Source organism: Kibdelosporangium philippinense (assembly GCF_021390435.2).
Taxonomy (GTDB): Bacteria; Actinomycetota; Actinomycetes; order Mycobacteriales; family Pseudonocardiaceae; genus Kibdelosporangium; species Kibdelosporangium philippinense.
In genome coordinates, this window is the sequence record NZ_JAJVCN010000003.1 from 1,224,182 (window position 1) to 1,244,197 (window position 20,016).

The following is a 20,016-nucleotide window of genomic DNA, read 5'->3' on the forward strand; positions in this document are numbered from 1 at the left end:
CAGGCCGAAGGCACCCGGCGTAGCGCAGCGGAGCCGGGTTGGTAGTTGGGTTGTCAGGCCGCGGGTTCGAGGGTGACGCGATAGCCCAGAGCGGCCAGTTGGCTGATGTGGTTGCGGACCTTGCGTTGAGTGTTGGTGTGCTGGACGAAGTAGTCGGCGCCGAGGTCACGGAACCGGGCGTTGGGGTCGGATAACAGGTGCCACATGATCACGAGAATGGAACGGCCGACCGCGACGATGGCCTTCTTGGCGCCACTGCGGCGAGCGATGCGCCGGTAGCGTTCGCCGAGAAAAGTGTTGGTCCTGCTGGCGGACACTGCGGCCTCGCCCAGGATTCGGGCCAGGTAAGGGTTGCCGTGCCCGGTGGCAGCTTTGCCTTTCTTCTTGCCGGCCGACTCCGACACCCCGGGAGCGAACTTGGCCCAGGAACACAGGTGGCCCGGAGTTGGGAAGCGTGCCATGTCCAGCCCGATCTCGGCGATGGCTACCTGGGCGGCGGTGCGCCCGACGCCGGTGATCTCATCAAGCTGGTCGACCGCTGTGGCGAAAGGGGCGATCAACTCCTCGATCGCGGCATCCACTCGGGCGACGTCAGCGATCCCGGCATCCACCCGGGCCAGCATGGTCGACAACAGGAACGCGTGATGATCGGTGAAAAACCCGGTGAACGCCTCTTCCAGCCTGCCGATCTTGCGCCGCATCGAGGTGCGGGCCAGCTGCGCGAGTACCTTCGGGTCCCGCTGCCCGGCGACCAGCGCGGCCAGCATGGCCCGGCCGGACACCCCGAAGATGTCCGAGACCACCACCGAGAGCTTGATCTGGGCATCTTCCAGGAGCTTTTCCACCCGCTGCTTCTCCGCGGTGCAGACCTCGACCAGGTCACGCCGATACCGGGTCAGATCCCGTAGCCGGCGGATCGGTGACGGCGGGACAAAACTGGGCCGGATCATCTGCCGCTCGGCCACCTTGCACAACCACACCGCGTCCAATCGATCCGTCTTCGGCCGGCCGGGCAGATGCTTGACATCGCGGGCGTTGACCAGCCAGGTCTCGAACCCGTGCGCCTCCAACAGGTAGAACACCGGCTTCCAATAGTCCGATGTGGACTCCATGACCACCCGGGTCACGCCCAGCCCGGCCAGCCGATCAGCCAGCACCAGCAACGACCGGGTCATCGTCGAGTACGGCCGGACCTCCTGCAGCCGCTTACCCGGACGCGCCTCATCGGGCACCCGGACACAACACATCACCTCGGCCTTACCGATATCCAACGCGGCCACCCGCGCGATGATCTCCTCGTTGTCCTGTGTCTGCTCCAACATCGGCCTCTCCCCGAGCGTCCGGCGGGGCGGCTACCCGCGGGAGCCCAGGCAACAACGAATCTGATCCGCGTGCTCGAAGCAACAATCAAGGGCCCACCAAGGGCTCCCAGCGTCCGACTAACGCACGGCCTTCACAGACCATAGAGACAACGACGTCAGCGGGCAGCCAACACCGATTTTCACCCCTCAACGGGCGTCTTCACCAGAGGACAGACTGACTAACGCGCATAACCACTCACGAGGTCTCGGAAGACCGGCAGCAGGATGCGGTCGGCGGGCAGCCATTCGACGTCGCCGAGCTCGTCCTGGCTCAGCCAGCGCACGGCCTCGTGTTCGACCGCGACCGGATCCCCAGCACTCTCGGCCTCGTAGATCCGCAGCAGTTTTCCGCCTGGCAGCACGACGTCCGGCCCGATCGCCACACCGGGTGACACCGTGATCCCCAGCTCTTCCTGGCATTCACGAATCACGGCCGCTTGATCGCTCTCCCCCGGCTCGACGCGACCGCCCGGCAGCTCCCACATCCCGGCGACATCCTCGGGAAAAGCGCGCTGCTGAGCCAAAAGCCGTCCGTCACGGACGATCGCGGTCCCGACAATCACCGGCGCGTCGACCAACTCGACGGCACGCGTCCGAGTGCCTTGCGCGACCGACCCGAGCAACGACAACACGGGCCGACGAACCGCGATCCCGTCCACGAAAGCGTTGGGCGACAACCAAGACAGCTCGCACGTAAGCATGGTTCCGGCAGGCGTCGAAGCGCATGTGCCGGTCAACCGGGCGCCTCGGAAAGGCTGCCCCGGCAGCACGGCCGCGATCTGCCCGGCCGACACCGAGACCAGGTGGGCACGCTTGGAGATGACCTCGATCAGTGCTCCGGCAACGGTTCGCGCGGGCACGTCGATCAACTCGGTGGTTCGCAAGGCGGGCATCAGGGGCGCACCAACGGCAGGAAGACCAGATCGACGATCTCCTCGATGACCGAGTCCGGCACGTTCGGCCCGCCGACGTGCTGCAGGATCTCGTTGCGGATCAGGTCGAGCGGCAGCGTCCGCAGTCGTTCCGGCAGATCGCCGCGGGCCTCCCCACGAGCCTCGGCCCGTTGGAGAATTCCGTGCATCTGCTTGGGTTTCATCAACGCGAGCCGTTCGCGGATCTTGGTTTTCAGCTCCTCGTTCGCGCCAGCGTCGGCGATCACCCCGAACACGAAGTGCAGCATCCCGGCGGTTGCCCGGTCGGCGGTGCGCCGCAGCAACGCGATCACGTCGGTACGCAGGCTCCCGGTGTCCGGGACGTCGAGCTCGGCCGCGGCGAACTTGAAGTACGCGTCGATGATCAGGTCCGGCCGCCCTGACCAGCGCCGGTACAACGCGGCCTTGCTGGTCCGCGCCCGGATGGCGATCCGTTCCATGCTCACCGCGGTGTAGCCGACCTCGGTCAGCTCCTCGATGGCCGCGCGCAAGATCGCTTCTTCGAGCGCCTCGCCGCGCCTGCGCGGCCCTTTCCGGTGATCAACCTCCACCCGTCAGAGCATAGTCCCAGCCATGTCGAAATGGCCGATGACCTGCGGATTCATCGGCCGAAACCCGTTGCGCGAATTAATTCAACACACGTAGAGTTATTGCTATGCTAATAGCAACGAGCACAAGGGGGCGGAAATGATCACGTACCCACAGGCGCGGACCTGCCCGTATCAGCCCGCACCGGGCTACGACGAGCTGCGCGAAGGCCCGCCGCTGCGCCGGACACGGCTGATCAACGGGCAGGAAGGCTGGGTCGTGTCGGGTCACCGCGAGGCCCGCGCGTTGCTCGCCGATTCGCGAGTGTCGTCGGACCGCACCAACACGGGCTTTCCGATGATCATGCCGCCCGCGCTCGCGGCCGTGCAGACCTCGCCGAACCGGCCGTTCATCGTGCGCGACGACCCGGACCACAACCGGATCCGCCGGATGCTGATCCCGCAGTTCACCGCACGGCGGCTGCGGGAACTGCAGCCGGAGATCGAGCAGATCGTGCACGCCACGATCGACGACATGCTCGCCGCGGGCCCGCCTGCCGACCTGGTCAGCGCGTTCTCACTGCCGATCCCGTCGCTGGTGATCAGCCGGTTGCTCGGGGTTCCATGGGAAGATCACGAGTTCTTCCAACGGGCCACCAAGGCGATCGTGCAGGCGTTGGACACGACCGTGACAGGCGAGGTCCTCGCGTCACTGATCAGCTATCTCTCCACGTTGGCACAGGACCCGCCGCCCGGACTGATCGCCCAGCTCAAGGAGGAACAGGTCGCCACGGGCGCGATGTCCCAGGACGACCTCGTGTTCACGTCGATGCTGCTGCTCGGCGCTGGCCACGAGACCACGTCGTCGATGATCTCGGTCGGCGTGATCACCCTGATCGACCATCCTGACCAGTTGGCGGCATTCCGGTCCGATCCGGACACCGTGCCCGACGCGATCGAAGAACTGCTGCGGTACCTGACAATCGTGGAGGCCCCGCTGCTCAGGGTCGCCGTCGCCGACATCGAGATCGCTGGCGAGGTGATCAAGGCGGGTGAGGGCATCGTGTTCGCGGGCAGCATCGCCAACCGGGATCCGGACGCGTTCGAAGACCCGGAACGCTTCGACATCAGCCGCACCGCCACGCATCACATCTCATTCGGCTATGGCGTGCACCAATGTCTCGGGCAGAATCTGGCTCGGACGGAACTCCGGCTGGCCCTGTCGGCGTTGTTCGAGCGGGTGCCGACATTGCGGTTGGCGGTGCCGGTCGAGGAGCTCGGCCTGCGGCCAGCGGTGTCCATCCAAGGGGTCGACGCACTGCCAGTGACGTGGTGACGATGTTTCCTGACATTGTGCTGACAAAGGGGTTCAGGACGCGTGACTAGTGGTAGGAGTGAGATATGCACGTAGAAGGTGACCGGGATGTGTGCGTCGGCGCGGGAATGTGCGTGCTGACCGCACCCGAAGTGTTCGACCAGGACGACGAGGGCATTGTCACGGTGCTGCACGAGGTGCCGAGCGCGGACGAGGAGTCCGTGGTGCGCCAGGCAGCCACGTTGTGCCCCTCAGGAGCGGTCAAGCTCAGCTCCTAAAGGGACTTCCACCGGACCTGGAACCGCGCCCCGCCATCGGGTGACTCGGTGACCAGGACGGTGGCGCCACGCCGTCGGACCAGTTCGGCGACCAGGGCGAGACCGAGGCCGGATCCGCCGGTCTGTCTCGCCCGGTCGTCCTGCACCCGGTAGAACCGGTCGAACACCTTTTCCCTGTGCTCAGGCGCGACGCCAGGACCGTCATCGTCCACAATCAACCGAATGTGCCCGCCCGCCGGGAGTACCGCGACGGTCACGTGAGCGCGTGCGTACAGAATCGCATTGCGCAGCAAGTTGTCCAGTACAAGGTCCACTTCGGCCGGTGCGGCAAGCACCCAGGCCGATCCCGTCGGCGCTTGGAGCGTCACGCGCGGTGTTTCGCTGCTGCAGCGGGAAATCGCCGCTTCGGCCGCCGAGACCAGATCGACCGGTTCCGCCGTGGGCAGCTCGCCCGCGTCGGATCGGGCAAGGGTGAGCAGTCCGTCCACCAATGTGGACAGTCGGACGGACTCCTGCACGATGTCCGCCAGAACCTCTTGGGACAGCACAGGATCCGGGTTCGCCACCGCGACCTCGGCCTGCACCCGGATGGACGCGACCGGCGAACGCAGCTCGTGCGCGGCGTCGCCGGTGAAGCGGCGCAAGCGTTCCGTGGCCTCATCCCGGCGATCCAACAGCGCATTCATACTTTCGGCCAACGATCGCAGCTCGTCATGCGAGTCTGGCAACGGCAAGCGTTGCCCCGCAGGCAATCGAGAGGCCGCGACACGCATCCGGTCCACCGGTCGCAGCGAGGACCGCACGGCGAACCACGTCGCGATCCCGGTCGCGGCGGCCCCGAGCACACCGGCAAGCAGCAGCCAGTTGAGACCCACGTGTTGCGCCTGCTGGTATCCAGCCAGCGCCGCGCCAGCGACCACAAGCCTTTGCTGGCCGTCGGGCGCGGTCACGACCGTGCCAATCCATCGCGTCGGCGGGTCGTCTGACCACTGCAGGACGGGCTCGGCGCCTTTCAGGTCCCGCAGCGCCCATTCCTTCAGGCCGGGGTCGCCAAGGTTGTCCTGCGGCGTTCCGGCCGTGTCCAGGACCCTGACCTGCACGTACGGCGTGTCGGGGCGAGGGGTTCGGCCAGCGGAGACGTCCGCGATCGCGGCGTCGAGGATCGGCTGCAGCTCACGGTCGGCCGAACTGATCAGCAGACCGCCGATGCCACGGCCAGAAACCCAGGCCAGCCCGAGCAGTATGACGAGCGTCGCCCCGGTCGCCATGACCGCGATGCGAAACCGGACGGATCGGCGGAACCACGCCTCTTTGGCCTTGTTCACGACCCCATCACGGCGTCAATCTCGCCCGTGGACGCCAGATAACCGTGGCCACGGACCGTGCGGACGATGGAACCGGCGCCGACCGCGTCAAGCTTGCGCCGCAGGTAGCCGACGTACACCTCGACGGCGTTGCGTGTCGCGGCCTGCTCATCGCCCCAGACGGCTCTCAGCAGCTCGTCCTTCGTGACAACGGACCCTGCCCGGCTCGCCAGCACATCAAGGACGGCGAACTCACGTGGACTGAGCGACACAGGCTCGCCGGACATGCTGACCTGCCGCGCAGCCCGATCGACCACGAGTTCCCCCAGCCGAAGCCGCTGACCAGAACCCTCGACCGCGCCTCGTCTCAGCAACGCCCTGACCTGGGCGACCAGGACCACGAAGGAGAACGGTTTGACCAGGTAGCCATCAGCGCCCAGGTCCAGCCCGTCGGCCTGGTCGATCTCGCCGTCCTTGGCCGACACGAGCAGCACGGGAGTACGGACGCCTTCGGCTCTCAGCGCCTGCAGCACCCGATAGCCGGACAAACCGGGCAGCATGATGTCGAGCAGGATGGCGTCGAACGAGCCGGTCCGCGCGACCTGCAGCGCGCTCGGGCCATCCGCGGCCACCACCACGTCCATACCTTCCGCTGCCAGGCCACGCTGCAGCGCCCGGCGCACGCCCGGTTCGTCGTCAACCACAAGAACGCGAGGTCTCACGCGCACAGCATGCCCGTCTCTCAGCTTTCCAGCCGGGATTTCTGAGCCTTCTCTCAGCGTCTCAGCCTCATCTCAGGTGCTGGCAGGCAGTCTCTGTCTTGCGGGAACATCACAAGACGCGAAACGGGGAGTTGACGGATGAACACCAAGAGGACGGCACTGGCCGTCGCGGGGGCAGGCGTTCTCGCCGGCGTGATCGGGCTCGGTGTGCTGGCCGTCCCAGCCGGCGCTGACGAGCCGCCGCCCGTGCTGCCGCAGATCAGTGCGGAGCAGCTGGTCGAGTCGGTCGCGAACGCCAAGATCCCGGCACTCGCGGGCAAGGTGTCCGCACAGGAGAACCTCGGCCTGCCGATCAAGCTGCTCGAGGGCTTCGGCAACGCCTCGGTCTGGGCTGACGGGCAGAACCGGTTCCGTGCCACGCTGCCGGGCAAGGGCTCGGAGAGGACCTTCGTCGAGGACGGCGGCACCGCGTGGATCTGGGACTCAGCCCGCAACACAGTCACCAAGGTCCCCCACGGCCAGCAAGCCACGCCGGAGAAGCTGGCTGGCAAGGACCCGGCCACGGTCGGCAAGGACCTGCTCGGCCTGGTGCGCCAGTACAGCGACGTGAAGGTGGACGGCACCGCACGCGTGGCCACGCGCCCCGCGTACGAGCTGGTCGTGACGCCGAAGCCGACCGAGCGGACGCTGCTGCGGGAGATCCGTATCGCGGTCGACTCGGAGACCCGGATTCCACTGCGGCTGCAGGTGCTGGCCAACGGCCAGGCCGACCCGGCCGTGAAGGTCGAGTTCACCGAACTCAACGTGGGTCCGCAGGACGCGAACCTGTTCACGTTCACCCCGCCGCCGGGCGCGACCGTCAAGGAGCGCACGGACGCCGACAAGCCGCACGACTCGGCTGAGGCACGCAAGGGTGTGGAGGACTTCCTGAGCGGGCTGAACCTGAAGACCGTCGGCGAGGGCTGGGACACCACGCTGGTGGCCAAGCTGCCCGGCGACCTGAGCTCGATGCTCGGCCAGGCCGCAGGTCAGGGCCGTGGTCGCGGTGACATGGACGTCAGCGGCATGCTGAAGACCTTCGACAAGGAGGTCTCGGGTCCGTACGGCACCGGGTACCTTTTCAGCACCAAGGTGGCGACCGCCCTGGTCACCACTGACGGCCGGGTGGCGGTCGGCGCCGTCCCGGAGCAGGTGCTCACCGAGGCCATCGGACAGGTGAAGTGACGTTCGCTGAAACAACCGGGGTGGGCACGGCCGAGGCCGTGCCCACCCCCATGTTGGCCGCGAGAACGCGCGGCCTGCGCAAGCTCTACCGCAATACCGTCGCGGTCGATCACGTCGACCTCGACGTCCCGGAAGGCGCGGTGCTTGGCATGCTCGGGCCGAACGGGTCCGGCAAGACCACGACCATCCGGATGATGCTCGGCCTGACGACACCGACCGCTGGCGAGATCGAGCTGTTCGGCGCGCGGCTGCCCGAAGCGGCTCAAGCGGTGTTGCCGCAGGTCGGGGCGTTGGTCGAAGGGCCAGGGTTCCATCCGTTCCTCTCCGGGCGGGACAACCTGCTGCGCTGCGCGGCGGCTGAGCCGTTGCTGAAGACATCGGCGATCGCCAAGGCTGTCGACGAGGCGCTGGAGCGTGTCGGCCTGTCGGACGCGGCCAACCGGCGTTATCGCGGCTACTCGCTGGGCATGAAGCAACGCATGGGCCTGGCTGCGGCTTTGCTCGTGCCTCGGCGGTTCGTGGTGCTGGACGAGCCGACGAACGGCCTCGACCCGGCCGGAACACGCGAGGTCCGCACGGTGATCGCGGACCTGCACGCGGCAGGCACGACCGTGCTGGTTTCGTCGCACCTGCTGTCCGAAGTAGAGGCGACGTGCACGCACGTTGCCGTGCTGCATCAGGGAACCGTGGTCGCCCAGGGCGAGCTCAAGGACCTGCTCGAGGCTTCGAACGCCGGGCTGCTGGTGTCCACACCGGAAGTGACGGCCGCGGTCGACGCGTTGCGGGACAACAGGATTCCCGCTCGTGCCGTGCCGGATGGCCTGCTCGTGGACTTGACCGCGACGACGGCGCCGGAGGTCGTGGCGACGTTGGTGCGTGCCGACATCCCGGTCTACGAGGTGCATCGGCAGCGCACCGGCCTTGAGGACCTCTTCGCGCAGCTCACGGAGACGCCATGACCACGCTCGCGCCGGTGAAGGCGCCCATCGGCCGGTTGTTGCGCTCAGAGCTGCGCTGGATCTACCGGCGGCCGCGGACGTTGATCCTGTTGGGGCTGCTGGCTTTGTACCCGATCCTGTTCGGGATCGGCACCCAGGTGATCGACGATCCCGTTCAGGCGACCCAGGACCAGACACTGGTCGCGACTGTCGCCGGGAACGCCTTCATGCTGCCGGTGATCGTATTGTCCACGACCATGGTGTTCTTCCTGCCATTGGGAACGACGATCACTGCGTCCGACGCTTTGGCAGGCGAGGCCTCACACGGAACCTTGCGCAGCTTGCTGCTCGCGCCAGTGAGCCGGGTCCGATTGTTGGCCGTAAAGGCTTTCGGTGTCGCGGTGGTGTCCGCGGGCGCCGCCTTGACGACCGCGCTGATCGCGTTCTTCACCGGGTTGATCATCGCGGGGCCGGGCAATCTGGTGTCCATCTCCGGCTCGACTTTGTCGGTGGGCGAAGGTCTGTGGCGGGTTCTGCTGGCGACCGGGTGGGTCGTCGTGCAGATGTGGGCGATCGGCGCGATCGCTTTGGCGGTGTCCGCGGCGACCGAGCACCCGCTGCTGGTGATGGCGTCGGTGATCGGCGGGCTGTTCGTGTTCGGCCTGCTCAGCCAGATCCCGGTACTCGACTGGATGGACCCGTTCCTGCTCACGACCAGCTGGAACGACATCGCGGACTTCCTGCGTGACCCGATCCCGTCGGAATACCTGATGACCGGATTGCTGCGGGCGGTCTGCTACATCGTGATCGGCTATTCCCTAGCCCTCGCGCGCATGGTCACCAAAGACTCGTGAGTGGTTAGCCGTGTTCTAACCCGCGTAATCACTCACGAGGTCCTACCAGGGCAAACCCGTCGGCGTCGAACCGCAGTCGCACTGGGTGGCCGGGTTCGGGGGCGTCCGCGATACTCGCGACCGCGTCCACTTCGCGGTGTTCCAGCTTGACCAGGAGCCGCACATGGTCACGTCGATGCACGCGCCCGCTGACCTCGCCATACAGCGGGCCTTCCTTGTCCGCCACGAGTGCGTTGGGGCGCAGGCCGATCTGGTGACGGCCGTCTGGCGCCCAGGGGATCTTGACTTCGCCGAGGTCGAACCTGGCGGTGCCGTTTCTGATCTCGGCGCGCAGGATCGTGCCGCAGCCAAGGAAGATCGCGGTGGCCTCGTCGACCGGGTGCCGCCAAACCTGCTCGGCGGTGCCGGTATGGACGATCTTTCCCCTGCGCATCAAGGCAACGCGGTCGGCCAGTGTGAAGGCTTCGTCGTGGTCGTGCGTGACTACGAGGGCTGACGTGCCCGCTTTTCTGAGCAACCTGGCCAGATCCAGCGCCAATTGTTCCCTGAGGGCTCGGTCGAGCGCGGAAAGCGGCTCGTCGAGCAGGAGCAGGCGCGGCTTGGGAGCAAGTGCTCGGGCAAGCGCGACGCGTTGCTGCTCACCGCCGGAAAGCTGAGTGACCCGGCGCTTCTGGTAACCGGTCAGGCCGACGAGATCGAGCAGTTCGTCGACCCGGCCGTCGTCCTTGATCTTGTGCATCCGCAGGCCGAATTTGACGTTCCCGGCGACATCCCGGTGCGGGAAAAGCTGGCCGTCCTGGAAAACCAGGCCGATGCCGCGCTTGTGCACGGGCATCTTGGTCAGGTCCTCGTCGCCCCAGTGGATTGAGCCTTCGGCCTGTGGCTCAAGTCCCGCGACCGCACGCAGGAGCGTCGACTTCCCACAGCCGGAAGGGCCGAGCAGGGCAACGACTTCTCCATCGCCGATGTCAAGGTCGACATCGTTCACGGCGGTCGTCTGTCCGAACTGGACCGTGAGATTCCGGATCCGCATCAGAATTCCTCCACTGTGGTCCGGAACCGTTCAATCAGGACGGCGACCGCGATCGTGACCACCATCAACAGCACGCAGGCCGCGTACGCCATCTGGTTGTTCAACTCACCAGGTCTTGAGATCAACCGCCCGATGGCAATGGGCAGAGTGGGCGCGTCCGGCCTGGCCAGAAAGCTCGTCGCGCCGAATTCGCCCAGCGCGACAACGTAACCGAAGGCCGCCGCGGTCACCAATGACCGCCCGACCATCGGCAAGTCCACTTCGAACCAAACTCGGACAGGACTGGCGCCGAGTGTGCCCGCGGCCTGCCTGAGCCGGTCGTCAATGGATCTCAGCACGGGCAGAAGAATGCGAATGATCAGCGGTGTCACGACAACCGCCTGCGCCAGCGGGACAAGGAGCGGTGAGGTCCTGAGGTCGCCGGGTAGGGCGTCGAGCGTGATCAGATATCCGAAGCCGACCGTGACCGCGGAGACGCCGAGCGGCAACATCATCGCGATATCCACGAGCTCAGCCGTCTTTCCCAGTCGTGTCAACGCGACCGAGGACAGTACGCCCAGAACAAGCGCTAGCACGGTCGCATCCGTTGCCGTGCTCAACGAATTCATCGCGGCCCGGAAACCGGTGACTTCCAGGCTGTTGTCGTGCCCAGTGCTCGCGAGCGCCCTGAACCCCTCCACACTGGACTGGCTGATCAGGCTGATGATCGGAGTGAGCAGAAGCGCGATCACACCGTACGCGATCCCAACGACAATCCACTCGCCACCAACCGGCCTACGCGCAGTCTCCTGACGCCCTCTCAGTTTCAGCGCAGCCTGGCGCCTTTTCCTCGCTATGGACCCGATAACAAGCGCCGCGACGACGGCCGCAAGCTGAAGGATCGACAGCGCGGCTGCCCCCGGCAGATCGAAAAGCTGGACTGTCCTCAGGTAGATCTCGGTCTCAAGTGTCCGATACTCAGCCCCACCCAGGATCAACACAACACCGAAACTCGTGCTGCAGAAGAGAAACACGACCGCGGCGGCCGATCCGATCGCTGGTGTCAACGCGGGCAACGTAACCTGCGTGAACGCCTTGAACCTGGTGGCACCCAAAGCCCGCGCCGCGTCTTCAGCCCGCCGGTCGGTGTTCGCCCACAGCCCGCCGACCGTCCGCGCCACAACCGCGACGTTGAAGAACGCGTTGGCCAGGATGATCGACCACATGCCGCCGTCCGGCATCAGACTCCGGAACGCCAGTCCAACCACGACCGTCGGCAGCACGAACGGCACCAAGACAATGGCCTGGACCAAGGCTTTGCCAGGCAGCTTGCACCGGGCGAGCAGGAACGCCAACGGCATCCCGGCGGCGAGAGCGACCACAGTGGACGCTGCGGCCTGCCCAAGCGTGAACGCGACCAGTTCCCACGTGTCGGAATTGGTGAGCGTGTCGAGCATGTGGGCACGCGCGCCAAGGCCGATGATAGCGACCACCGGCCACGCGAAGAACAACGTGAGAAATCCCAGTGGCACAAGGGCCACCAGGATCACGCCTATCCTTGGACGAGCGAGCGCCACTGGTTGACCCAGCTCTCCCGGTTACGGTCGACGTCCTGAGCCGGAAGCGTCGCCTCGACATCGGCGGGCATGGGTGCGGACTTCTGCCACGCCTCCGGCAACGCGACGCCGTCCCGCGCGGGGTAGACGTACATCTGGTCCGGCACCTCGGCCTGGAACTGCTGGGAGAGCATGAAATCCAGGACCTTCTTGGCACCTTCGGGGTTCTTGGCGCCCTGCAGGACGCCCGCGTACTCGACCTGCCGGTAGCAGGTGTCCAGGAGGGCCTTGGTGTCCGGCGTCGCGGCGGGGCTGGAGGCGTAGGAGACGACGAGCGGTCGCGTGCCTTTGCCTGTCCCGGAGAACTCCTGGTTGTAGGCCTCTTCCCAGCCGCTGACGACCTTGACCCCGTTGGCCTTCAACTTGGTCCAGTACTCCTGCCAGCCATCCTCCCCGGCGTGCAGGATGGTGCCGAGCAGGAAGGCAAGGCCCGGTGAGCTGGTCGCAGGGCTCTCGACCACGAGCATGTCCTTGTACCTCGAGTCGGTGAGGTCCTCGTACGTCTTAGGCTCAGGCACGCCCTTGAGCCCGCCCGTGTGCACGTTGACGCACACGTCACCGATGTCGATCGCCGTCAGCCGGTTGGTCGCGTCAAGCTGGTAACGCTTGTTCGCCCCCTGCGCCTCGTAGGGTTGGAACACGTTCTCATTGAGCGCCCGTGACGCGAACGTCGAATCAATGCCGTAAGCAATGTCACCAATCGGGTTGGCCTTCGTCAGCACAAGCTGATTGGTCAGCGCCCCGGCGTCACCGGATTTTCTCAGCTCAACCTTGATCCCGCTCGTCTTCTGGAACTCATCAAGGAGCTCTTTCCGTACAGCGAAAGAATCGTGCGTGACCAGGGTGACTGTCTGCTGGTTGGCGGGCTGGGGTTGCTCGGTCGTGAGCGAGCACCCCGCCGTGACCAGCGCGATCGCGACAACTGCTATTCGAAGCACCGTGTGTTCCTCCGTCCCTGCGCCGGCATGACCCGGATCAGGTTCTTACGGTCGAGGGCTGGTTCGCCCTCCTCTCAGCCCGGTTGCACCGGACTCCCGTGGCAGAACCGAGAGCATAGATGCACGATGGAGGAATGGCCGAACTGCTGACTTCCGAAGAGCTGACCTCGGCGCTGACCCACCTGCCAGCGTGGCGCCATTCGGGCTCGTCGATCACCCGAACAGTGGAGTTCGCGAGCTTCCCCCAGGCGATCCAGGTGGTGAATCGCGTGGCTGAGATCGCGGAGAACGACGACCACCATCCGGACATCGACATCCGCTGGCGGACTTTGACGTTCGTGCTGAGCACACATTCGGCTGGCGGGTTGACTAGCAAGGACACCGCCCTGGCCACCGAGATCGACGCTGTCATCGAGGCAATCCGCCCTGAATCCGGGGAGTGACCCGACTGCCCAGGCTTCGCGCTCAGCCCCTCAGGTTCACCAGCGAGCCCTCCACCTTCGCGGCCCGCCTGAGTCGGCTGGCCCCCGCCCGCCTGGTCTACCCTGCAGCCACCCCTGACCTGCACGAACCCAAAACTGTCGTACCCACGGCGTAACGTAAAAATCAGGGGTCCCCCTGGGGAATTGCTGTTGCGGTCGAGGGTGCGCGAAGACCGTCGCCGGGGCCTACGGGTGCGGGGACGGTCGAGGCCTATGGGGTGCGGAGACCGCCATCGGGTGTACGAGCGCGAGGACCGTCGCCCCGGCCACGGGATCGGTGGCGCCGATCGAACACGAGCCCTCAGTCGCGCTCGGCCGAAGAATCAGAGGCACCCCAGGACTCCATCGCGCCCGGGCCATCGAAAGTGCACCGAGACATCGGCAAGTTTCCGGTGCCACAAAACCAACCTCCTACCTCCGATTGGCCTGCGGTAAAAGGGCCGATCGGAGGTTGTTCGCGACATGAACGTGCCGTTTAGCTACGGGAATGGGGGGATTCACCGGAAGCGAGGTACGTTCCATGGCTGATCTGAGCAGACGTCGGGTGTTCACCGGCGCGGTGGCACTGGCAGGGGCTGCGACGATCGGACTCAATCCGGTCGCGGCCGCGCAGGCGACGCGGCAACGCACCGGTGCTCAGCACGCGCCGTCGCTGAACTTCGGCGACTTCCCTGTCGTGGCAAGGGTTCGCGCACGCCGGGCCTTGGAGCACCTGCAAGTGCTCAGCGACAAGATCGGCCCTCGAATCGCTGGTACAGAAGGCGAACTGCGCGCCAAGGACTACATCGCGCGGGTGCTACGCGATCTGCGATACCAGGTTTCGTTGCAGCCCTTCAAGATCGCAGACAAGTTCCTCGGTTCGGTCCGCGTTGGCAAGGACACGTGGCAGACGGGTTCGTCGCCGCAAGGCTTGCAAGACGCTACGCGTGAAGGCGTTGTGCTCGATGTCGGCGATGGTTCGAACATTCCGGCAGACGTGACCGGAAAGATCGTGTTCATCGGCGCGGTCACGAACGTCGCCGACGCGTATTTGACTGCGGCCCAACGGGGTGCGATCGCCGTACTGCTCGGCAGGATCGGGGCGGACCCGCTGCGCAGGCTTTCCGCGTTCTCGCCGACTTTGCCGACGCCGGTCACCATTCCGGTCCTCGGCCTCGCGCAGGTTCAGACCGAGCGGTTACGTGAGCGGCTCGCCAAAGGCACCGTCAAAGTCAAGGTGTCCTCGGTGCAGCACAAGAACCTGACGTCCCACAACGTCATCGCCGAACGTCCGGCGACTTTCCACAACCCTGACAACAAAGTCGTCATGGTGACCGCGCATTACGACAGCGTTCCCGGTTCACCTGGCGCCAACGATGACGGCAGCGGCACCGTACTGTGCCTCGAACTCGCCCGGGTGCTGCGTCATCTTCCGACGAACAAAGCAATCCGCTTCGCACTGTGGGGATCGGAAGAGTACGGCCTGATCGGCTCGCGGCATTATGTGTCGCAACTGGCCGAGCCGGACATCAAGCGGATCAGCGGCACATTCCAGAACGACATGGTCGCCACCGCCTACGACCCGGCGCACATCTACTGGCTGCTGTCGGTCGACGGCGCCAACAACGCGACGACGCAAGCCGTTGCCGCAGCGGCAAAGCGCCTTGGTTACGAGCCGCGGACAAAGGGTCCGGTCGCTCGTGGTTCCAGCGATCACGTGCCGTTCCACGAAAAGGGCGTGCCCGCGGCCAACTTCAGCTGGCGTGGAGAGGGCGGCCCTGCTCTGCTCGAGCCGACATACCACACGCCTGAGGACACCATTGCCGACAACATCAGCCTTGAGCGCCTTCAGGTTTCGCTCGAACTGATCGGCGCGGCCGCGTACGACCTCCTGCGCCAACGCTGAGGAGGAACCGGGGGCCCTGCCGTGCGGCAGGGCCCCGGTTTGCTTGGCTAGTAATAGGTCTTGCGGCCCAGCGGACGGCCGACGGCGCCGAGCACCGTGAGGATCAAGCCGATGACCAGCAGGATCCCGCCGATCGTCGTCAGGATCGAGATACCGGCTAACAAGCCGATTACCAGCAGGATCGCACCGAGAATAATCATGACACCTCCATGGGGACCTACCTGAGGAGTTGCCACCCGCGCCGCAGTCGAAACCTAGGATTGCTGAGCGCTCTGCCAAAGACCGAGCAGGTTGCCCTCGGTGTCCTTGAAGTACGCCGCGAACCCCATGTCGCCGACCGGTGCCTTGGCCGTGACGGTCAGACCGCCGAGCTTCTCGATCTTCTCAAGCGCGTGGTCGATCTCCGGGACGTCGATGACGAGCACCGGCGACGTCGCCGCGTTGACGCCACGTGCGAACATCCCACCATTGATGAAGCCAGGTTCGGTCGGACCGGTCTGCATGTCGGTGGGACCGGAGGAGACCAAGTTGTACTGCATCTCCGGCATACTCATGATGTCCCAGCCAAACGCCTCCTGATAGAAACCTTTGGCGCGCTCAGCGTCATCGAACGGGACCTCGAAGTGTACGACTCTGCCACTCATCGCTCTCGCCTCCCGGTGTCAGGGAAACGACGGTAGACCTCGCTCAGCATTTCCGCCAGGACAACCGGAACGTCGATGAAACACTGCTGTCAGTGGAGTCCATGGTCATGAAAGTCGTCGCCGACTTTCCCACAACACGCAGTTCGGCGTTGATACTCAACGGTTTCCGCTGCCGGCACGGTCCATGCAGGACATCCTGTGGCGGAAGCTGATCGGTGACCTGCCAGTTGTCGCTGACCGGTCCCGGTATCGTGTGCGAACTGTGCCGGGTAGGCATGCCAGGGAAAAAGTAATGCCCCTTCGCGATTCCCCGTGACCCAGCACCAATATGCGCGAACCCGCGATAATCGGTCTGCGCGATGCCATACGTGTAGTCATCTGGATGATTCACCCGCACACTGATCTCACACGTCTTGCGCACCTCAGAACTGTGCGCCTGAACAATGAAATCGCTGTAGGTCACCGTGAACGCCTCATTGTCCAAGGACATCGCCACAGCGGCACTACCCGCCGCGCACCCGTCTCCCTTGAGGCTGAGCACCTCGATCGTGACTGGCCCCGGCGGCGGGACAACGGAAGCGAAGGCGAGAATGACCGTGGCCAAGGCATTCAGCATGGCAACCTCCTGAGCGACGGCGGCACGCTATCGCCAAGGGCGCCATCGGCAACACCGCCGGGAGACCGGCTCAGGATTCCCCCGAACGACGCAGCCCTGCCCACCATCGCCGACCGCCGAAAAGAGCGGTCGCTGATCCGCTGACCAGACCCGACATATAATGTTTCCGCAGGTAGGAGGTCCGCTTTCGGATGTGCGAGTAGCTTGTGGCGATGCGAGTCGCTACCGCTGACGTGTGACCGCTCTACCGGACTGGATGCGCCCTCCTCGCGCCGAGGGCTGGTACGCGGATGACCTGGACGGTCTCCAGGACGCACCCCGCCACACAGAGCTCATCGACGGAGCGCTCGTATTCATGATGTCTCCGCAGCGGTCATGGCACGGCCGCATCGTTACTGGGCTCACAGTGGCCTTAACGGACCAAGCCCCCGACGGCATCGAAGTCGAACGCGTGATGACGATCAGGCTGGATGTACGGAACCGGCCGGAAACCGATGTCCTCGTAACAACCGCCCCCTACGAGCCGGACCGAACGTGGTACGCCCCGGCTGACGTGCTGCTTGCCGTAGAGGTCGTCTCCCCGGAGTCCGCTCATCGCGACTCCACCGTCAAGCTCCGCAAATACGCTGAGGCCGGTATCGCGCACTACTGGATCGTCGAAGAGCAGGACACGAAGCCAGTAGTGCATGTCTACGAGCTGGACGCACCGACCACCACCTATGTCCCGGCGGGAATATTCAGGGGCACGCTGGACCGTCCAGTCCCGTTCCCCATCGCCCTTGACCTGGACAATCTCATCCGGATGAAGTGAGCAAGGGACCGCTCCAGCCCGTCACTTCACGTGCTGATCGATGCCGCCGGTCGTATGACCAGCAATGATCCGCACGGGAGTGGCGGAATCGAAAGACGCCGCGTCCTTGTACCAAACCGGCTGGAACGTCACTTCCCTGAAGTGGACCTTGACCTGCTGCGTAGCCAAGCCGTCGATCGTGTAACCCCGGCCGGAATCGGTAACGACCGGCCCGGCGACATCCCCGGTCCAGGCATTCACCACCGTCACCTCGACAGAGCTGGTTTCCTGCCCCTCGACGCTCGTGACGCCGCTCAAACTCCCACCGGCCGACAAGGTCTCGACGGCAGCCGCGGTGTTATGACCCGAGTTGACCTTCACCTTGGCTGCGTGGAACCGGTCAGCCGCGTTGCCTGACCACTGCCATGCGTGTTTCCCGGCAGACGACGTGAACTCAAGCGGCCACCAATAAGGACCAAGCCCGGTCACTGTGTACGCGCCCTGAGCATCAGTCGTTGCCGCACCAGAATTGTCCGAACTCGTTGTAGCGTAAGGGAAAACCTTGACCCCGCCGAACGGGTCGCCGGTCTGCTTGTCTTTGACGATGCCAGAAATCGTGCCAGCCGGGTCGAGGCGGATCGGCGGAACCTTGGTGTACGTCCCGGGCTTGCCGTCGATCTCACGAGCGAGTTCTTGAATGCCCGTGCCACCGCCCAACCTGCCAACCCACTGCATGCCGTGCGTTGTGTCGCCAGGCCGTACGAAAAGGTTGTAGACGGCAGGAGCAAGCGGGCCGATGGTGACCGCCCCGGTCTGATCACTGCACCACGACCTGACACCCGAATCAGACACACCACGATCAGCGACCGGTTGCGTACATGCGCCAGCAACGGGATCGCCGGTCTTGGCGTCCCTGATGGTCGTTTGGATCGCGACGGCAGGCTTCGCCTTCACCGTGACCTTGGTGACCTCGCCAGGCCGAACAGTGACCCTGACCGTGTCGGGCGAGAAGTGGGTTTTCTGGGTGACCGTGACGGCGAGGCCGTACGTCCCGCGGACGAGCTTATGGTCGACCTGCCCTGTCGTCGTACAGGACCGGTCCCGGCGCCCAGGCACGAAAACGCAGAACTCATTGACGGGCGCGCCAGTCACTTCGTCCACAACAGACAGATCCACCACACCCCGCGGAAAGATCTGCTCATCGACAACAGGTTCGACACCCGCAGGCACAGTTACCACTTCCGCCTCTTCCGGCGTGTCTTTCTGGTGGTACCACTGGTTTCCGAGGGCTTCGGTCAGGATCTCGACGCGATAGCGCGCTGGCCACAACCCATCGACGCGATACGTGCCATCCGCAGCCACGCCGACCGAGTTCCAGATCTGCTGTGGATAGTCGGCATCGTGCACCCGCACGCGTGCTCGAAAACCGGGCATGTCAGCCGTCACCACGCCGCGCACCACGCCCTCCCCCGTCGGGCGCAACCCCAAATCCAGTTGCCCGCCGGAAAGGTGTGCAGTCTTCGCGGTCGCGATACCGCGCGCGTCGCCGCCGTTGTCGGAGTTCCACGTGTCGGCATAGCCCGCCGCTGACACCTTGACCTTGTAGTCCTGCCCGGTCGGCGCGGTCGACTCAACCCTATATCTGCCCGCTTGGTCGGCACATGTGTGCGCGACCTCGACGTTGCTGGAGTCGAAGACCGTCACACAGGCCTCGCCCACCGGCTGACCGGTGAACCTCGCGGAAATTGTTCCGCTCGCCAGGACATTCTCAGCATTGGCAGTACCAGCCAACGAACCGAACAAGGCGAGCACGGCCACAAATGCCGTGATTCGACGTCTCACGCTACCCTCCCCTGACAGCTGGTCAGGAATCTAGCGGGCGCCAGGAATCGCTGTCAGTGCCCGATCGCGCCGACAAGCGTTCCAATTGGCCGGACGTCAAGGCTTTTCCAGGCGCCAGAACGTAGGACGCCACGTTGCTAGGCATAACACTCCTTCACCGGGCTTCCTTCTCGTTGGCCAGACAGACACTCAACGCGGTGAGTACGGTGTGACGAAACGTGTTCATCGGAAAGGATCACGGTGACGGATCCAGAGCAGATCGTTGCGGACTACGAGCTGCGTACCGCGGAATTGCTTGAGCGGCTGAAGAGGCCAAGACCAAGCTCAAGGACTTGACCGGTACCGCTACGAGCCAGGACGGCGCGGTGACTGTGACCGTCGGTGTCGCCGGTGCGCTGGTCCGCCTGTCTTTCGGGCCGAAGGCCGACCAGATGCCCAAGGAGCGGCTTGCCTCCCTCGTCATGAGCACCGCGAGACGAGCGCAGGCGCAGGCCGCAGGGCAGATCAGCGCGATCATGGAACCGCTGATCGGCGCGGACAGCGACGCGATGCACTTCGTCAACGAGCAGATCCCGGCCGTCGACCTGCCAGACGAAACGGAAGAGTCTCCGCCCATGCGACGACTGGCCACACTCAACGAGGACCAAGAGGGCCGAGCAACACGCACAGGCACCGCCCGCTCGTCGCGCTCCCACTCCCGATGACGACGACATCGACTATGACCAACACGACCTGT

Annotated in this window: 21 protein-coding genes and 1 riboswitch; of the genes, 9 read left to right on the forward strand and 12 right to left on the reverse strand. The window is 65.1% G+C overall.

Annotated elements, in window-relative coordinates; translation table 11 throughout:
* Positions 1-53: 53 nt before the first annotated feature.
* The 3 genes from LWC34_RS37730 to LWC34_RS37740 form a co-directional block, all read right to left on the reverse strand.
* Entirely contained in the window at positions 54-1,322 is a 1,269-nt protein-coding gene (locus tag LWC34_RS37730) for an IS110 family RNA-guided transposase (protein WP_233723845.1), read from the reverse strand.
* Positions 1,323-1,540: 218 nt separating this feature from the next.
* Entirely contained in the window at positions 1,541-2,254 is a 714-nt protein-coding gene (locus LWC34_RS37735; protein ID WP_233730009.1) for a (deoxy)nucleoside triphosphate pyrophosphohydrolase, read from the reverse strand.
* Entirely contained in the window at positions 2,254-2,844 is a 591-nt protein-coding gene (locus LWC34_RS37740; protein ID WP_233730010.1) for a TetR/AcrR family transcriptional regulator, read from the reverse strand. Before LWC34_RS37740 ends, LWC34_RS37735 begins: the two co-directional genes overlap by 1 nt.
* Before the next feature lie 136 nt (positions 2,845-2,980).
* Between LWC34_RS37740 and LWC34_RS37745 the strand changes: the two genes are divergently transcribed.
* Both LWC34_RS37745 and LWC34_RS37750 read left to right on the forward strand, forming a co-directional pair.
* A complete protein-coding gene (locus LWC34_RS37745; protein ID WP_233730011.1) occupies positions 2,981-4,156 on the forward strand; it encodes a cytochrome P450 in 1,176 nt (391 codons plus the stop codon).
* Between the two features lie 65 nt (positions 4,157-4,221).
* A complete protein-coding gene (locus LWC34_RS37750) occupies positions 4,222-4,413 on the forward strand; it encodes a ferredoxin (protein WP_233730012.1) in 192 nt (63 codons plus the stop codon).
* Here LWC34_RS37750 and LWC34_RS37755 read toward each other — a convergent pair.
* Together LWC34_RS37755 and LWC34_RS37760 are read right to left on the reverse strand one after the other, a co-directional pair.
* Positions 4,410-5,738: a sensor histidine kinase gene (locus LWC34_RS37755; RefSeq protein WP_443667758.1), complete on the reverse strand. Its 1,329-nt coding sequence runs from the start codon at positions 5,736-5,738 to the stop codon at positions 4,410-4,412. The genes LWC34_RS37750 and LWC34_RS37755 overlap by 4 nt on opposite strands.
* Positions 5,735-6,439, reverse strand: coding sequence for a response regulator transcription factor (locus LWC34_RS37760; RefSeq protein WP_233730013.1), 705 nt, complete (start codon positions 6,437-6,439; stop codon positions 5,735-5,737). The genes LWC34_RS37755 and LWC34_RS37760 overlap by 4 nt, the downstream gene beginning before the upstream one ends.
* 138 nt (positions 6,440-6,577) lie before the next feature.
* On the opposite strand from LWC34_RS37760, the gene LWC34_RS37765 reads away from it, so the two are divergent.
* The 3 genes from LWC34_RS37765 to LWC34_RS37775 are packed head-to-tail and all read left to right on the forward strand — an operon-like array spanning position 6,578 to position 9,455.
* Positions 6,578-7,663: a LolA family protein gene (locus tag LWC34_RS37765; RefSeq protein WP_233730014.1), complete on the forward strand. Its 1,086-nt coding sequence runs from the start codon at positions 6,578-6,580 to the stop codon at positions 7,661-7,663.
* A gap of 50 nt (positions 7,664-7,713) precedes the next feature.
* Positions 7,714-8,622: an ABC transporter ATP-binding protein gene (locus tag LWC34_RS37770; protein ID WP_233730971.1), complete on the forward strand. Its 909-nt coding sequence runs from the start codon at positions 7,714-7,716 to the stop codon at positions 8,620-8,622.
* Entirely contained in the window at positions 8,619-9,455 is an 837-nt protein-coding gene (locus LWC34_RS37775) for an ABC transporter permease (RefSeq protein ID WP_233730015.1), read from the forward strand. Before LWC34_RS37770 ends, LWC34_RS37775 begins: the two co-directional genes overlap by 4 nt.
* A 28-nt stretch (positions 9,456-9,483) precedes the next feature.
* Here LWC34_RS37775 and LWC34_RS37780 read toward each other — a convergent pair whose 3' ends face one another.
* From LWC34_RS37780 to LWC34_RS37790, 3 genes are all read right to left on the reverse strand, one after another.
* A complete protein-coding gene (locus tag LWC34_RS37780; protein ID WP_372496754.1) occupies positions 9,484-10,494 on the reverse strand; it encodes an ABC transporter ATP-binding protein in 1,011 nt (336 codons plus the stop codon).
* Entirely contained in the window at positions 10,488-12,017 is a 1,530-nt protein-coding gene (locus LWC34_RS37785) for an ABC transporter permease (RefSeq protein WP_233730017.1), read from the reverse strand. The genes LWC34_RS37780 and LWC34_RS37785 overlap by 7 nt, the downstream gene beginning before the upstream one ends.
* 2 nt (positions 12,018-12,019) lie before the next feature.
* On the reverse strand, positions 12,020-13,021 hold the full coding sequence (locus LWC34_RS37790) for a thiamine ABC transporter substrate-binding protein (RefSeq protein WP_233730018.1): 1,002 nt from the start codon (positions 13,019-13,021) through the stop codon (positions 12,020-12,022).
* Positions 13,018-13,131, reverse strand: a riboswitch (TPP riboswitch). (Overlaps the previous gene by 4 nt.)
* 24 nt (positions 13,132-13,155) lie before the next feature.
* On the opposite strand from LWC34_RS37790, the gene LWC34_RS37795 reads away from it, so the two are divergent.
* A complete protein-coding gene (locus LWC34_RS37795; RefSeq protein WP_233730019.1) occupies positions 13,156-13,464 on the forward strand; it encodes a 4a-hydroxytetrahydrobiopterin dehydratase in 309 nt (102 codons plus the stop codon).
* A 559-nt stretch (positions 13,465-14,023) separates the two neighbouring features.
* A complete protein-coding gene (locus LWC34_RS37800) occupies positions 14,024-15,388 on the forward strand; it encodes a M20/M25/M40 family metallo-hydrolase (RefSeq protein WP_233730020.1) in 1,365 nt (454 codons plus the stop codon).
* Positions 15,389-15,435: 47 nt separating this feature from the next.
* Here the strand turns inward: LWC34_RS37800 and LWC34_RS37805 are convergent, their stop codons facing one another.
* Genes LWC34_RS37805 through LWC34_RS37815 form a run of 3 tightly spaced genes read right to left on the reverse strand, consistent with a single transcriptional unit; the run spans position 15,436 to position 16,648 of the window.
* A complete protein-coding gene (locus tag LWC34_RS37805) occupies positions 15,436-15,588 on the reverse strand; it encodes a hypothetical protein (RefSeq protein WP_233730021.1) in 153 nt (50 codons plus the stop codon).
* A gap of 54 nt (positions 15,589-15,642) precedes the next feature.
* Positions 15,643-16,032, reverse strand: a complete 390-nt coding sequence (locus tag LWC34_RS37810; protein ID WP_233730022.1) for a VOC family protein — start codon at positions 16,030-16,032, stop codon at positions 15,643-15,645.
* Positions 16,033-16,075: 43 nt separating this feature from the next.
* A complete protein-coding gene (locus tag LWC34_RS37815; protein ID WP_233730023.1) occupies positions 16,076-16,648 on the reverse strand; it encodes a DUF4360 domain-containing protein in 573 nt (190 codons plus the stop codon).
* Positions 16,649-16,883: 235 nt separating this feature from the next.
* Between LWC34_RS37815 and LWC34_RS37820 the strand changes: the two genes are divergently transcribed.
* Positions 16,884-17,459 carry a Uma2 family endonuclease gene (locus LWC34_RS37820; RefSeq protein ID WP_233730024.1) on the forward strand — a complete coding sequence of 192 codons (576 nt, stop codon included), beginning with the start codon at positions 16,884-16,886 and terminating at the stop codon, positions 17,457-17,459.
* 21 nt (positions 17,460-17,480) lie between these two features.
* Here the strand turns inward: LWC34_RS37820 and LWC34_RS37825 are convergent, their stop codons facing one another.
* Positions 17,481-19,280, reverse strand: coding sequence for a carboxypeptidase-like regulatory domain-containing protein (locus LWC34_RS37825; protein WP_233730025.1), 1,800 nt, complete (start codon positions 19,278-19,280; stop codon positions 17,481-17,483).
* 332 nt (positions 19,281-19,612) lie between these two features.
* Between LWC34_RS37825 and LWC34_RS37830 the strand changes: the two genes are divergently transcribed.
* On the forward strand, positions 19,613-19,984 hold the full coding sequence (locus LWC34_RS37830) for a YbaB/EbfC family nucleoid-associated protein (RefSeq protein ID WP_233730026.1): 372 nt from the start codon (positions 19,613-19,615) through the stop codon (positions 19,982-19,984).
* Positions 19,985-20,016: the final 32 nt, after the last annotated feature.

What these genes read in the sequence shown, in the direction of transcription:
- LWC34_RS37805 (WP_233730021.1), bottom strand. Translation starts at nt 15,588, where the DNA reads ATGATTATTCTCGGTGCGATCCTGCTGGTAATCGGCTTGTTAGCCGGT.
- LWC34_RS37735 (WP_233730009.1), bottom strand. Translation starts at nt 2,254, where the DNA reads ATGCCCGCCTTGCGAACCACCGAGTTGATCGACGTGCCCGCGCGAACC.
- LWC34_RS37795 (WP_233730019.1), top strand. Translation starts at nt 13,156, where the DNA reads ATGGCCGAACTGCTGACTTCCGAAGAGCTGACCTCGGCGCTGACCCAC.
- LWC34_RS37810 (WP_233730022.1), bottom strand. Translation starts at nt 16,032, where the DNA reads ATGAGTGGCAGAGTCGTACACTTCGAGGTCCCGTTCGATGACGCTGAG.
- LWC34_RS37765 (WP_233730014.1), top strand. Translation starts at nt 6,578, where the DNA reads ATGAACACCAAGAGGACGGCACTGGCCGTCGCGGGGGCAGGCGTTCTC.
- LWC34_RS37800 (WP_233730020.1), top strand. Translation starts at nt 14,024, where the DNA reads ATGGCTGATCTGAGCAGACGTCGGGTGTTCACCGGCGCGGTGGCACTG.
- LWC34_RS37815 (WP_233730023.1), bottom strand. Translation starts at nt 16,648, where the DNA reads ATGCTGAATGCCTTGGCCACGGTCATTCTCGCCTTCGCTTCCGTTGTC.
- LWC34_RS37730 (WP_233723845.1), bottom strand. Translation starts at nt 1,322, where the DNA reads ATGTTGGAGCAGACACAGGACAACGAGGAGATCATCGCGCGGGTGGCC.
- LWC34_RS37775 (WP_233730015.1), top strand. Translation starts at nt 8,619, where the DNA reads ATGACCACGCTCGCGCCGGTGAAGGCGCCCATCGGCCGGTTGTTGCGC.
- LWC34_RS37745 (WP_233730011.1), top strand. Translation starts at nt 2,981, where the DNA reads ATGATCACGTACCCACAGGCGCGGACCTGCCCGTATCAGCCCGCACCG.
- LWC34_RS37750 (WP_233730012.1), top strand. Translation starts at nt 4,222, where the DNA reads ATGCACGTAGAAGGTGACCGGGATGTGTGCGTCGGCGCGGGAATGTGC.
- LWC34_RS37770 (WP_233730971.1), top strand. Translation starts at nt 7,714, where the DNA reads ATGTTGGCCGCGAGAACGCGCGGCCTGCGCAAGCTCTACCGCAATACC.